The sequence below is a fragment of the Polaribacter vadi genome, assembly GCF_018861005.1.
GTDB lineage: Bacteria > Bacteroidota > Bacteroidia > Flavobacteriales > Flavobacteriaceae > Polaribacter > Polaribacter vadi_A.
On sequence record NZ_JAHKQL010000018.1, the window covers coordinates 1 to 12,272 of the forward strand.

General features: G+C 28.3%; 18 protein-coding genes. 17 read left to right on the forward strand and 1 reads right to left on the reverse strand.

All coding sequences use genetic code 11. The features are described 5' to 3' along the window. Positions 1-79: 79 nt before the first annotated feature. The 6 genes from KO506_RS10380 (at position 80) to KO506_RS10405 (ending at position 4,382) form a co-directional block, all read left to right on the forward strand. Complete coding sequence (locus KO506_RS10380; protein WP_215994844.1) at positions 80-622, forward strand: hypothetical protein; 543 nt, start codon at positions 80-82, stop codon at positions 620-622. A gap of 207 nt (positions 623-829) precedes the next feature. Then, positions 830-1,465, forward strand: a complete 636-nt coding sequence (locus KO506_RS10385) for a type II restriction endonuclease (RefSeq protein ID WP_215994845.1) — start codon at positions 830-832, stop codon at positions 1,463-1,465. Between the two features lie 186 nt (positions 1,466-1,651). Further along, the gene (locus tag KO506_RS10390; protein WP_215994846.1) at positions 1,652-2,269 is read left to right on the forward strand and encodes a hypothetical protein; all 618 of its coding nucleotides are present in this window, start codon (positions 1,652-1,654) and stop codon (positions 2,267-2,269) included. 134 nt (positions 2,270-2,403) lie between these two features. Continuing rightward, a complete protein-coding gene (locus KO506_RS10395) occupies positions 2,404-3,036 on the forward strand; it encodes a hypothetical protein (protein ID WP_215994847.1) in 633 nt (210 codons plus the stop codon). 157 nt (positions 3,037-3,193) lie between these two features. Further along, positions 3,194-3,787, forward strand: coding sequence for a DUF4738 domain-containing protein (locus tag KO506_RS10400; RefSeq protein ID WP_215994848.1), 594 nt, complete (start codon positions 3,194-3,196; stop codon positions 3,785-3,787). A 154-nt stretch (positions 3,788-3,941) separates the two neighbouring features. Beyond that, positions 3,942-4,382: a hypothetical protein gene (locus KO506_RS10405; RefSeq protein WP_215994849.1), complete on the forward strand. Its 441-nt coding sequence runs from the start codon at positions 3,942-3,944 to the stop codon at positions 4,380-4,382. A gap of 642 nt (positions 4,383-5,024) precedes the next feature. Here the strand turns inward: KO506_RS10405 and KO506_RS10410 are convergent. Beyond that, positions 5,025-5,489 (reverse strand): hypothetical protein, encoded by a 465-nt coding sequence (locus KO506_RS10410; protein ID WP_215994850.1) that lies wholly within the window; start codon positions 5,487-5,489, stop codon positions 5,025-5,027. Between the two features lie 39 nt (positions 5,490-5,528). Here KO506_RS10410 and KO506_RS10415 point away from each other — a divergent pair, with 39 nt between their 5' ends. The 11 genes from KO506_RS10415 to KO506_RS10465 all read left to right on the forward strand — a co-directional run bounded on the left by KO506_RS10415 (position 5,529) and on the right by KO506_RS10465 (position 12,106). Continuing rightward, positions 5,529-6,125 carry a hypothetical protein gene (locus KO506_RS10415; RefSeq protein ID WP_215994851.1) on the forward strand — a complete coding sequence of 199 codons (597 nt, stop codon included), beginning with the start codon at positions 5,529-5,531 and terminating at the stop codon, positions 6,123-6,125. A gap of 159 nt (positions 6,126-6,284) precedes the next feature. Next, entirely contained in the window at positions 6,285-7,043 is a 759-nt protein-coding gene (locus tag KO506_RS10420; RefSeq protein ID WP_215994852.1) for a hypothetical protein, read from the forward strand. A 215-nt stretch (positions 7,044-7,258) separates the two neighbouring features. Next, on the forward strand, positions 7,259-7,897 hold the full coding sequence (locus tag KO506_RS10425) for a hypothetical protein (protein WP_215994853.1): 639 nt from the start codon (positions 7,259-7,261) through the stop codon (positions 7,895-7,897). 186 nt (positions 7,898-8,083) lie between these two features. Beyond that, positions 8,084-8,629, forward strand: a complete 546-nt coding sequence (locus KO506_RS10430; RefSeq protein WP_215994854.1) for a hypothetical protein — start codon at positions 8,084-8,086, stop codon at positions 8,627-8,629. A gap of 185 nt (positions 8,630-8,814) precedes the next feature. Then, positions 8,815-9,090 carry a hypothetical protein gene (locus KO506_RS10435; protein ID WP_215994855.1) on the forward strand — a complete coding sequence of 92 codons (276 nt, stop codon included), beginning with the start codon at positions 8,815-8,817 and terminating at the stop codon, positions 9,088-9,090. 44 nt (positions 9,091-9,134) lie between these two features. Beyond that, entirely contained in the window at positions 9,135-9,506 is a 372-nt protein-coding gene (locus KO506_RS10440) for a hypothetical protein (RefSeq protein ID WP_215994856.1), read from the forward strand. A gap of 172 nt (positions 9,507-9,678) precedes the next feature. Continuing rightward, positions 9,679-10,209 carry a hypothetical protein gene (locus tag KO506_RS10445; RefSeq protein ID WP_215994857.1) on the forward strand — a complete coding sequence of 177 codons (531 nt, stop codon included), beginning with the start codon at positions 9,679-9,681 and terminating at the stop codon, positions 10,207-10,209. Between the two features lie 180 nt (positions 10,210-10,389). Beyond that, on the forward strand, positions 10,390-10,863 hold the full coding sequence (locus KO506_RS10450) for a lipocalin family protein (RefSeq protein ID WP_215994858.1): 474 nt from the start codon (positions 10,390-10,392) through the stop codon (positions 10,861-10,863). A 16-nt stretch (positions 10,864-10,879) separates the two neighbouring features. After that, a complete protein-coding gene (locus KO506_RS10455) occupies positions 10,880-11,338 on the forward strand; it encodes a DUF3575 domain-containing protein (RefSeq protein ID WP_215994859.1) in 459 nt (152 codons plus the stop codon). Between the two features lie 289 nt (positions 11,339-11,627). Beyond that, positions 11,628-11,789 (forward strand): hypothetical protein, encoded by a 162-nt coding sequence (locus KO506_RS10460; RefSeq protein ID WP_252726839.1) that lies wholly within the window; start codon positions 11,628-11,630, stop codon positions 11,787-11,789. Positions 11,790-11,791: 2 nt separating this feature from the next. Further along, the gene (locus tag KO506_RS10465; protein WP_215994860.1) at positions 11,792-12,106 is read left to right on the forward strand and encodes a type II toxin-antitoxin system RelE/ParE family toxin; all 315 of its coding nucleotides are present in this window, start codon (positions 11,792-11,794) and stop codon (positions 12,104-12,106) included. The last annotated feature ends 166 nt before the right edge of the window (positions 12,107-12,272 follow it).

Genomic DNA, 12,272 nt, shown 5'->3' on the forward strand with positions numbered 1-12,272 from the left:
CATATTTCAGGACAAGACATGTAAAAACTGAACTCTGAAAAGAAAAAGTCGAAATATTATTTATCTAATTTTAGGAGCTGTGATAAGCTACTCTGTTATAGCTATAATTATTTCTAATTCACTCTCGGAAAGTTATGGAATTAAACTAAACAATGAAAGAATTGAATTAGGATTAAAACCAATAACAAAAAGCTGGACTTTGGATAGTATTGTATTACAATATCCTTTATCTTTTAGTTGCGACCCAAAAGATTCTAGAGATAAAACAGAATATTGGTTTTTAGAGAATAAATGGTATTGTCAATATTGGACAAATAGAGAATTTGACAAAACTAAACCTTATCATAAAAGTAAAGAGATTTATTTTACAGAGAGTTTTTGGCTTTGGCAAAACGAAGTTGATTTTGAATATGATAAATTTATAAACCCGAATTCAAATTTGGCTGAATATGAGGAATTGAAAATGACTACACTTTGGCAAAATAATGCTGAAATTTATGGTCAACTTAAACATATGAAAAATGGAGAAGATTTATTAATTGATTTTGATGTTAATCAATCTATGTACGGATTTGAAAAAGAGAAAGTAAACGAAATATTAGAAAAATGGGAACTGAAATAAACACTACACACAACAACGTATATAATTTATTGCTTGGTTCTAGCCTACTTACGAAAATCCTCGCGGATTTTCTATTCGGTTTTTATTTGCTAAATTAGGTGCTTAAAACTCGCAACAAACCATATACAACAACGTTAGCTTTAATGCATTAGCAAGTTTGCGGAAACTGAATTCTGAACACAAAAAACGAAAATTAAAAAAAGAAAAATGGCAGAGTGTATAACTTGTGGAGAATACACAAAATTTAATGGTGGACTTTGTTTTTCCTGTTATAAAAAAGAAGGAAAATCTAAAGATAAATTAGCTTCAGAAAAAGAAACTGAAAAAAAGAAAGTTAAAACGAAAAAGACGGAATCTAAACCGAAAGAAAATCCTTGGATTTCAGGAGTTATAAAAGGCAGAATTGCGGAAACAATTGTTGAGGAACTTTTTCGCTCACTTGGTTTTCAAGTATTCAGTTATGGAATGGAAAATTCTATTCCTGGAATAAAAGATTTGTTAAAAGGAGTAAGAGGAGATGTTTCTAAAAACATTCGACAAATGCCAGATTTTGTAGTTTTTAAAGACAACCAAGCGCATTTTATTGAAGTTAAATATAGAGCAAGTGGTGAATTGAAATTAAAAGATATTGCTAAATACGGAGATTACCCTTTTGAAAATGCACTTTTTGTTCTTGTTACTAAAAAGCATATTAAATGTATTTCGTATAAGGAATTGAGTGAAGGAAAAGAGATTACTTCAACTTCTCATAATTATTTGGGAAAACGAAAGGAATTTGATACAGACAAAGACCTAATCATAGAATATTGTAAATATGCTGTAAAGTTTTTTGAAAATGTTTAGAATGAACAATAATTGAAAAAAGCACTAAAAGCTAACACCGTGTATAAAAAATTGCTATTTTAGTAATTAACCAAAGGCAGTTGCGTTTTTATGCACTTTGATTTTCCGTTGGAAAATCCTCGCACACAAAACCGCAACTTTCAATACACAACAACGTTAGCAGCAATTTAAGCCAATCATCAACTAATGAAATACTTTATAGCAATCGTAATATCACTAATTGGATTATTTGTTTTCGGAACAATTCTGAAAACTGAATACTCTCTTGCGTTAGAAATTACTTTTACTATCTTAACTTTTATTATAGCTTTTTTCTGGGAAAACTCTCTTTTTAAGAAAACTTTCGATTCTGATTTTAAAATTAAAAGTCAAAGAAAAACAATCAGTCTTTTTGATATTGGAATGGCAATATTTTGGACAATTTATCTTTTGATTTTAAGCGACAATAGTGATACTCTTAGGTATTTAGTTTTTGTTTTTTGGGCAATTCCTTTTTCCGAATTTATAATGTGGTTTATTTATAAAAAACAAAAACCTTACACTCTGTTTATAAAAGGAAATGAATTAATTCTGAACAGACGTTGGATTGTAAAAAGAAACCTGACTGAACTCACTCAAATCCAATACGACCGATTTAGTAAAAATTTAAAACTTGATTTTAAAACAAAACGTGAAGTTTCAATAAAGGCTACTGAATATAAAACAAATGAAATTCAACAATTATTAGAAATTCTAATTGAGAAGTCTGAAAACAATATTTTTGTTCCCAATAATTATGAACCGAAAATAAAAAACAGCTGCTAACACCGTGTATAATTAATTGCTTTGGCAAATGCTTATTTGGAAAATTCCTTCGGAATTTTCTCGGGTTCGTATTTGTTTACTAAATTAGTTGCTGAAACACGCAACTAACCATACACAATCACGTTACCACATATTTGAGAAAAATCGAACGTCCATATAATCCAGAAGAAATTAAAGTGTTAAAAAGCAGGAAAAATTCGCTTTGGGAACACTTTGAAAATTTTGGAAAGAAATGGATTTTAATTACTCTGGTTCTTTTAGCACCTTTATTACTCTATGATAAATTTGTTGGCAAAGTATCATCTGAAACTCAACTTTTGACTTCAATTCCATTGTTAATAATTACAGTTGGAATTGTGATTTATTGGATGAATAAAAACGGAGAAATAGGTTGGAATAAAAAAGTGGAAAACGAAATCAAAAACGGAAAAGCACAAGTTTTGAGAATAGAAACGGAAAAAGTATTTAAGAGAAAAGAAACTTACGATTTAGGTTCTGGTTTTTATATTAAAATATCGAAAAACGAAACTTTATATCTGCAAGGACAATACTTTGACGAATTACAATATTCTCGTAAATTCCCAAATACGGACTTTGAAATAGTGAAAACTAAACTGAATTTTAATGAATTAATTAACATAAACTATTTTGGAAAATATTTAAAACCTGAAAAGAAATTAAAAGCATTTACGAAAGAACAGTTTGAAAAAAACGAAGTTCATTATGATGGAGATTTATTGAACATTCCAATTGAAGAAATAAAGTAAAAACGTGTGGTAACACCGTATATAATTTATTGCTAATTCTAGCCTACTTACGAAAATCCTTGCGGATTTTCTATTCGGTTTTTATTTGCTAAATTACGTGCATAACCACGCAACAAACCATATACAACAACGTTACCAAACAGTTGAAAACCGAACTATGAAACAGCTTCTGTCTTTAATATTAATATTTTCGTTTTTATCAAGTTGCGACCGAAAAAAATCGGAAAAAACTCAATCTGAATTTAAGCCAAAAACGGAATTAAAAGCAGAAACGGAACCTGAACCTAAAAAATTGGACACAACTGTTGTTTATTGGCAAACGGATTTCGATACTATCAAGAAAAATCAAGAAGTGAAAATCGGAAATGAAATTCACCAACTTGAATTAAAAACATACTCGTTGAATGACAGCTCAATTGTCCGAATAAACGACTTGAATAAACCAATAATTTATAAAGATATATATCACGATAATGTAACAGAAATAATATTAAAAAAAGGAAACAATATTATTCTTAAATCTCTAGTAAAGAAATCGACATTTAAAGATAGTCTTGATGGAGATTTTTTAAAATATTCTGTTTTGAGAAGTTTGGAATATGATTTTATACGCTCGAACCGACTTTATTTTAAAGCGGATATTGATGTTCCAGATACGGATTGGGCAATCGAAAGTGATTTTGCGATTTTTTATCAAACCGAGAAAAAAGGACAAATTGAATTTTGGAATATAAATGACATCGGATTATAAAAAACCGTTTGGTAACACCGTGTATAATTCATTGCTAGTACTCGCGTACTTACGAAAGTCCTCGCAGACTTTCTATTCGGTTTGTATTTGCTAAATTAGTTGCTGAAACACGCAACGAAATCATACACTAGACCGTTGTTGGCATGCATTAAAAATGAGAAAAACTATAAAATATTTGAGTTTAATTAATATCGTAGGAATTACTGTTGTTTCTGCAACCTTGATTTTATCAATTTTAATAAAACCTTTTGCTTGGAGCGAATTGTTAATTGCTCTGAACCTCTTAATAAGTATTCCGTTTATTATATCTGGAATAGTTACTCTAAAAAATATTAAAAACCCAAATGAGCGTAAAATTCAAAATACTTTAATCGGAGTTTTTCTTATTCTTGGGTTACCAAGTATAGCTCTTCCCTTTGCTTATGAAATTGGAGGACTTTTAATCTCTTTGATAATACTTGGAATAGGACTTTGGGGAATATTGAAAATAAAGAACATAATGCATAAAATGATTTTCATAAACACAGTTGGAGTATTCTTTTTGGTTATAAACTCTTTAGCTACTTTCGTTATTATTAATGGAGAAATATATTAACTCTTTGACAAATATGAAAATGTTTGAATTATGAGCAAATCTAAAAAGAAAATAATCAATACGTGAATAGAGAATTTCGGAGAATTATAAAGCCATAAGTTAACTTAAAAGAAATTGAATTACCAGAATTACGTGAAGTCCGGAATGTTTGGAGCTTTGACAAAAACTGAAAAAAAATAATTCTGAAATGACTGAAAAATAATTGCGAAAATAAAAAAACGACACGCCAACACCGTGTATATTTAATTGCTTCATTGAGCCTACTTGCGAATATTCCTGCGGAATATTCACGGGTTCGTAAATGTTTGCTAACTTAGTCGCTTAACCACGCAACTAACCATACACAAACACGTTGTAACCAATGCACAAAAACCAATATGAGTTTAAATAAACCTTTTAAGAGGACAGTAAGACAATTTACGGAAAAAGCAAAAAAACAAGGAGGTTTATGGTATTATATTATACATAAGGATTTTGCAAACTTACCTGAACATTATATTAGGGCTTATCGTGTTTGTGTATGATTTCGTTGCGTGTTTCAGCAACTAATTTAGCAAATACAAACTGAATAGAAAATCCGCGAGGATTTTCGTAAGTAGGCAAGTACTAGCAATGAATTATACACGGTGTTGTACCCAGTTTTTATTTCCGATTTAATTGTTGATTCATTAGTAAAATATTCCACATTGCAAAAAAGTCAGAACCTTTAAAGGCTGGAATAACAAACTGTTCAGAATTCAGATTAGTGATAGTCAATTCGTCCCATTCAGCTTTTTTTACTTGTTCTCTTGTTACTTTTCCAGTTTCGCTAATTTCAACTAACGATTGAGGTCGCATTTCTTTAATATCACTTATCAGCAGACTTTCAAATTTGTCATATTCTCCCCAAACTATTTTCCGAGTTCCCATAATAGTCCATTTGTCATTTTTAGGTTGAGTGAAAACTAAAACTGGAATTCCAATATTTTGAGATTTAAATAATTCCGAGTAATATTTTTGATTTTCAGTCGGCAAACTTTCGAATAAGAACGAATGTTTGGTTGGAAGACTGTGTTTTCCAGCTTTCCACTTTAATCTTTTCGCTATATATTCATCTGTTTTCTCCATTTCTCAAATTGGGTACAACTAATTATACAAAAAGATTTTTTGAGTCTTTTAGATTATATTGAACCTGCTGACAAAAACCTAGGAACATATTCTTTTAGAATTCACGAATTACTTTTGAGAATTTGTATAGAAATAGAAGCAAACTGTGTTGCTATTTTATCTGAAAATGGCTACACCAAAAAAGGAAATTGGAATATGTCTGATTATAAAAAAATTAATGAATCTCATAAATTATCTTTTTATCAAATTAAACTTCCTGTTTGGAAAGGTGAGGAAAACTTAAGGCAACCTTTTAAAAATTGGGAATTTGGAAAATCTTTAGATTGGTGGGAAGCTTACAATAAGTCTAAGCACGATAGACACAATGAATTTGACAAAGCAACATTTGAAAATTTAACCAATGCTATTTGTGCTTTAATAGCAATTCTATCTTCACAATTTCAAAACAATGAATTTTCATCAGTTGATAAAGGCTTAAGTATTGGTGTAGGTCCAAATGATGGAATGGAATCTACAATTGGAGGTTATTTTAGAGTAAAATATCCTAATAATTGGTCTGAAAGTGAAAAATATGGTTTTACATATTCAGATATAGAAAAAGGAGAAAATCCAATAGGAAAATATGAATATCAGTAAAAAACACTGGTTACAACACCGTACAAAATTAATTGCTTGCTTTTTGCTTACTTACGAAAATCCTCTCGGATTTTCTTGGTCAGTAATTATTTAGTAAATTTATTGCTTAACCACGCAACTAACCTTGTACAAACACGTTGTGCTTAATATTAAAAAAATATGAAAAATAAAATACTAATACTCCTAATTTTAATAACGTCTTTTTCTTTTGCTCAAAAAACTCAAAAAGCAAAAGAAAATGCTGTATATGGAAAAGCTAAATTTTATGTTTTAAAATCTGATGGAATTACAAAACACGGTGAATATAAAATAACATCATATACTCTTCCATTTAGGAATATGGTATTAGGGAATTACGTTAATGGAAAACGAGAAGGTCTTTGGACTGAAAAATATGACCAATCTGGTAACCAAGTCAAAATACAAGGGAATTATAAGTCTGACGAAAATGTTGGAAAATGGAAATATTACGACTCAAAAGGAAAATTAATACAAGAATTTGACTTTGATAAAAATGAATTTGTTTCAAACTCTGAGTGTGGAACTGACAAAGACTTTGAAATTGAAGTAAACGGAGTTTTAGAAACTAAAAAATTGAATTGTCCACCAACTCGAATCGGTGGACTAAATATATTTATAAAAGACTTATATCGTGAAATCACAAAAAAATCACCTTTTGAAGTAAACTCAAGTGGTCGAACAACAATTAATATAAATGAAATTTTAAGTTTCTTCATCTCAAAAGAAGGGAATATTGAAAACATTGAATATTCAGGAAAAGAGAAAAACAAAGAGCTTTCAAAGGTCATAAATGATTTCTTAAAAGAAAATAACAAGAATTGGGTTAGCGGAATATTAAATAAAGAAAAGGTTAATGCAAAAATTTCGATTCCAATCAAAATTCGAATGATGTATTAAAAATACTAAGCACAACAATGGCTAAAATTAATACGGGTTTTGGTGCTTAAACCAAAGTTTAGTGTATTTTTATAAAGTCCGCCAAATCTTTTGATTTGGCTTTAGAACAGAAAAAAATAAAACAAAATAAAAAGTTTTGGCTAATCGCTTAATCCGAAATTAAATGCTAATTTAATCCCGTACTAACATTAGCCGAGCCGTTACCTGTAATTAAAATGAGACTTAAAGTTTATCCTATTATTATTTTGAATATATTCATTCTTTTTGCTTGTCAAAAGAATAAAACTGATAATCATAAAGTTATACAAAAAAATGATTCTGAAAACATTATAGAATTTCAACCAGAAAAAAGCTGGAAAATTACATCGAAAGGAATTGGATTTATTGAATTAGGAAACTCCATAAGTAAAACAGTTTCATTGTTGAGTAAAAACTACGTTTTGAAAAAAACTTTTATGAATACTTATAACGTTTATAAAAATGGAGAAAAAATCTTGTATCTGGAACCAATTGAAAATACAGATATTATAAATTCTATTAGAATTCTTAGTAATAATTGGGAATCTGAAAGCGGATTAAAACTTGGAATCTCAATAAAAGAAATTAATACTTTTTATGAAAACTTTTATTTGGAATATGATGTTAGTAAAATTAATGAATATTTCCCTGAATATGGAAGTTTTGAAAAAAACAACAAAAATTATAAAAGCATTGTAAAATACTACTTTACTGGAGGTGGATTTGATTATATTGGAGAATATGATTTTGACGACACTAAAAAAACAATATACAAGTCAATAAAAAATTCTGAGAAAGCAAATATATTTATGATTGACATTAATATTATTCAATAACTACAGGTAACACTGTATAAAAAAAATTGCTACTTTAGTGCTTAATCAAAGTCAGTTGCTTTTTTTGTAAATTCTGAATTTCCTTCGGAAATTCCTCGTTGACAAAAAACGCAACTTTCCTTATACGAGAAACGTTGGCAGTAAGCACCAAACTGTAACTAAAAATTATGAAAAAAAGGAAAACTAATGAATAGTATCTATTATAGTTATTTTATTCCAAGAGGAATTTTTCTTTTAATATTTTTAGTAATTGGATATTCAATTTTAAAAAAAGGAATACCAAAATGGACTTTAATAATATTTATTCCTCTTGCATTATTTTTTGGTTTTTTCACTTTTTCAGGCCCGAATTTATTTGAAAATATTAGCGTTTATGAAAAGTTGGAAAACTTGGAAACTGAAAGTGTAAAAGAAATAAATATATTTAATATAAGTTTTACAGAAAACAATAATGAACCAATTCCAAATTCACTTTACACAATTGAAAACAAAAAAGAAATTGAATTTATTGTAAATTCTTTAAAACAAAATGAATTTTATAATCAAAACTTTGGTGGAATTGAAAAGTTTTATGGAATGACAATTATTTTAAAAGATAAATCAGAAATTAATTTTAAGATTCTAAAATCAAAGGAAAATATATATCCTGAATTATTAAATAAAAAAAGCGGAAAATACTATTCTATTGGAACTTACAAAAACAATTTAATTTTGGAAATACTAATTGAATGAAAAAAAAGCCTACTGCCAACAACATATATAATTTATTGCTGGCTTCTTGCCTACTTACGAAAGTCCTCGCGGACTTTCTTTGTCCGTAATTATTTACTAAATTAGTTGCTTAAACCACGCAACAAACCATATATAAACACGTTAGCAGCAAGTTGTGCAGAACATCATCCATTAAAGATAATTATATGAAAGTTACAAAAAAAGAACTTATTGATTTTTTAGAAGAAAAAGTATTGAATCCTGCAGAAATGAATCCTGCTGCTGACTTAACAATCAAAAGGAAAATAAATGCGACTAGAATGAGACTAAATAATCAAGTAAGTGCCGAAAAAGTTGAACAATTTTTCTGGAGTGCAATGGCAACAGACAAAGGAATAGATTCTTATAAAAAAATATCAAATATTGGAGCACCAACTTTCGAAGATGTGAGAGATGAATTTAAAAAACTTTGCGGAAGTTAGTAAGTAATATTTGAACTGAATTAATTATATAAAAAATAAATATAATGAGAAAAACTTTACGAAAAGGAGAAACATATATTGATATTCAATATTCTTCTGGTGGATTTTCAAATAATTTATATTGCTCTACATCAATAGAGTTGTCAGATAATAGAAAAACTTTAGAACTCAATTTTACAAAAATTGCAAATGCTAGAATAAAAACGAATTCAAATGATGACTTGGACTATTTGATTGAAAACGTGAAAAATATAACTCAAATAAATTTTTCGGATAAGCAAATTACGGAAAGATTGATTAAAAATGGAGTTAAGCAAAATGAAAATCTGAATATTGAATTCATCTCTAAAGAAAAAACACTTGGAGAAATGAAAATCATAATTGAGAATATAGAAACTTTTAGACTTGAAAAATAAAAACCAGCTGCTAACAAAGTATATAAAAAATTGCTACTTTAGGCTTAACCAAAGTTTGTTGCTTTGTTTGCTAGCTTCTGATTTTCCTTCGGAAAATCCTCGCACACAAACACGCAACATTTCATATACATAAACGTTAGGCAAAATAGCCAATCAAGACTCAAAATAGATAATGAAACATTTGATTATAATTCTTTTATTTTGTCTACTAAATTCAACTGAATTTATTGGTCAAACGAATCATATTGAATTAGTTCAAAACGGAATTTCTATTAAAGCTTTTAAAGTAAAACTTGGAATTGAAAAGTTTATAAAAGAACGACTTTTCAAATATGGAATTGACAGTGAGAAAAATGGTTGGACTTTTATCGAAGATGGGAAAAAAATCTTCTATATCTGGAAAAAACAAAATGAAACTGAAATATCTGAAATTATAATTTTAGACAAATCAATTTCAGTAGATGGCATTTCTGTTGGAATGACTTTTAATGACTTCTTGAAAATAAATCCAAATTCTAAAATTGAATTAGATGTTGTGAATTCTGAATATGAATATTCTGTTGCTAAAAATGGAAATTATACTGTTGAATTTATATCAGATACAAATAATAAAGTTGGAGAATATAATGAAGATTTTACAGTAAAAAGAATTTTGAATAAAGAAGCGAAAATTGACAGAATAAGAATATCAAAGAACGAATAAAAAAACTTTGCCTAACACCGTGTAAAATTTATTGCTTTTTAAGGTTTTTCTGGCGAAAAACCTCGCAAGCGTAAAAGGCTGTAATTATTAGTTATTTTTAGCTAAATTTACGCAACAAACCTTACACAACAACGTTGTAAACAATTAAAAACCAATCACAAACCTTAAGAAAAATTACGAATGAAAAAAATGAAATTATTTTACGGAGTTTTAATCGGACTTATGATTTTATCATCTTGCTCTAATAATGATTCTAACTCTGAAACAGATGCCGATTCAATATCAATAGTTGGAAATTGGAAACCTATCAAAAGAGTCACTATTTGTTCAACAGGAAGTCAAGAATCTGAAAACTTTGATTCTTGTGTACAAAATGGTAAACTGACTTACGAAGCAAACGGAAATTTTAATGAAGATACTTATTCGTTAAATAATAGTAGTAACTGTAATTTAGTTATTCAAGAAAATGGAACTTGGAAAATTGAAAACGATAAATTAAATATTAAATATAGTGATGACAATGCATTTGGAGAAGTTCCATTTTTTGAATTATCAGAAAATATTTTAAGAATTGGAGAATATACGAATAGTGGAAGTTGTGATGGTGGAAATTTAGAATCTCACTACTATTTTGAATACGAAAGAATTCAATAATTAAGGAATTAATAAAATGGAAAAAATATTATTTTTAGTTATAACTTTTAGCGCAATAAATATTTTTGGTCAAAAAAATATTATAAAAGCAAATCCTGTTTCACCTTTCTTCAAAATTTATAATATTGGATATGAAAGAGAGACAAAAGAGAAGCAGTCTATTTCACTTTCATTATATGACTATAATTTCTCAAATTATGACGGATTTCTAATTAATTCTGAATACCGATTCTACCTTTCAAAAAAGGAAGGATTAAGAGGTTTTTTTATCGGTCCAAGTGTTTTTTATTCAAAACTTGAATCTAACGGTGATTTAAAAAAAGAAAATATTTATGCTGTAAACGTGAATTTAGGGCAACAATTTAGTTTAAACTCGAATCTTACATTTGATTATACTTTTGCAACAGGATATTTGTATTATAATGAACCTTTATTAAGTGTTTTTATTTCATTTTCATTGGGATATGCTTTCTAAAAAAACTGTTTACAACACCGTATAAACTTTATTGCTAGTTTTGGCTCACTTGGGAAATTCCTTCAGAATTTCGCCGTTCGTGTTTTATTTAGTAAATTCACTGCTTAAACAACGCAACAAAGCTTATACAACAACGTTGGCAGCAATACAAGAAAATCGTTTTTCAAATAAACATTTAGTAAAAAAATTGTATTTTTGATTAAAGACACGAATTATGGATTTACAAACTCGAAAACTCAATTTAATAACTTATCTAGCCCAAATTAAGGACGAGATATTATTTGACAAATTGGAAAATTATATCCTAAAAAGAGAGATTGAACACAATCCTGAATTAAAACCATTTACTGTCGAGGAATTAATTAATCGAATTGAAAAATCTGAATTGGATTTCAAAAATGGGAATGTAAAAAGTCAAGAAGATTTAGAGAGAATATCAGCAAATTGGTAACAATGAAAATAGTTTGGACTGATTTTGCTATCAGAAATTTAAAAGACATTTTTGATTATTATTCTATTGAAGTAAATAAAAAACTTGCTCATAAAATTAGAAAACAAATACTTAAATCCTCTAAACAATTAATAAAAAACCCGAATTCTGGTCCAGTAGAACCTAATTTGACAATTCTAAATAAAAATCACCGATACTTAATAAGCGGACATTATAAACTTATTTACAGAATTGTAGATAATAAAATTATAATTAATGATGTCTTTGACACACGACAAAATCCGACTAAAATGAATGATGAAAATCGGATTGAATAATAAAGTACTACTGCCAACACCGTGTATAATTAATTGCTTGGTTCTAGACTACTTGCGAAAATTCCTGCGGAATTTTCACGGGTTCGTAAATGTTTGCTAACTTAGTCGCTAAACCACGCAACTAACCATACACAATCACGTTGGCAACAAGCTTGTCTTATCCGGA

Coding starts and splice junctions, on each gene's coding strand:
- KO506_RS10400 (WP_215994848.1), top strand. CDS start 3,194: ATGAAACAGCTTCTGTCTTTAATATTAATATTTTCGTTTTTATCAAGT.
- KO506_RS10440 (WP_215994856.1), top strand. CDS start 9,135: ATGAGAAAAACTTTACGAAAAGGAGAAACATATATTGATATTCAATAT.
- KO506_RS10455 (WP_215994859.1), top strand. CDS start 10,880: ATGGAAAAAATATTATTTTTAGTTATAACTTTTAGCGCAATAAATATT.
- KO506_RS10405 (WP_215994849.1), top strand. CDS start 3,942: ATGAGAAAAACTATAAAATATTTGAGTTTAATTAATATCGTAGGAATT.
- KO506_RS10465 (WP_215994860.1), top strand. CDS start 11,792: ATGAAAATAGTTTGGACTGATTTTGCTATCAGAAATTTAAAAGACATT.
- KO506_RS10450 (WP_215994858.1), top strand. CDS start 10,390: ATGAAAAAAATGAAATTATTTTACGGAGTTTTAATCGGACTTATGATT.
- KO506_RS10420 (WP_215994852.1), top strand. CDS start 6,285: ATGAAAAATAAAATACTAATACTCCTAATTTTAATAACGTCTTTTTCT.
- KO506_RS10425 (WP_215994853.1), top strand. CDS start 7,259: ATGAGACTTAAAGTTTATCCTATTATTATTTTGAATATATTCATTCTT.
- KO506_RS10390 (WP_215994846.1), top strand. CDS start 1,652: ATGAAATACTTTATAGCAATCGTAATATCACTAATTGGATTATTTGTT.
- KO506_RS10410 (WP_215994850.1), bottom strand. CDS start 5,489: ATGGAGAAAACAGATGAATATATAGCGAAAAGATTAAAGTGGAAAGCT.
- KO506_RS10385 (WP_215994845.1), top strand. CDS start 830: ATGGCAGAGTGTATAACTTGTGGAGAATACACAAAATTTAATGGTGGA.
- KO506_RS10435 (WP_215994855.1), top strand. CDS start 8,815: ATGAAAGTTACAAAAAAAGAACTTATTGATTTTTTAGAAGAAAAAGTA.
- KO506_RS10445 (WP_215994857.1), top strand. CDS start 9,679: ATGAAACATTTGATTATAATTCTTTTATTTTGTCTACTAAATTCAACT.
- KO506_RS10430 (WP_215994854.1), top strand. CDS start 8,084: ATGAATAGTATCTATTATAGTTATTTTATTCCAAGAGGAATTTTTCTT.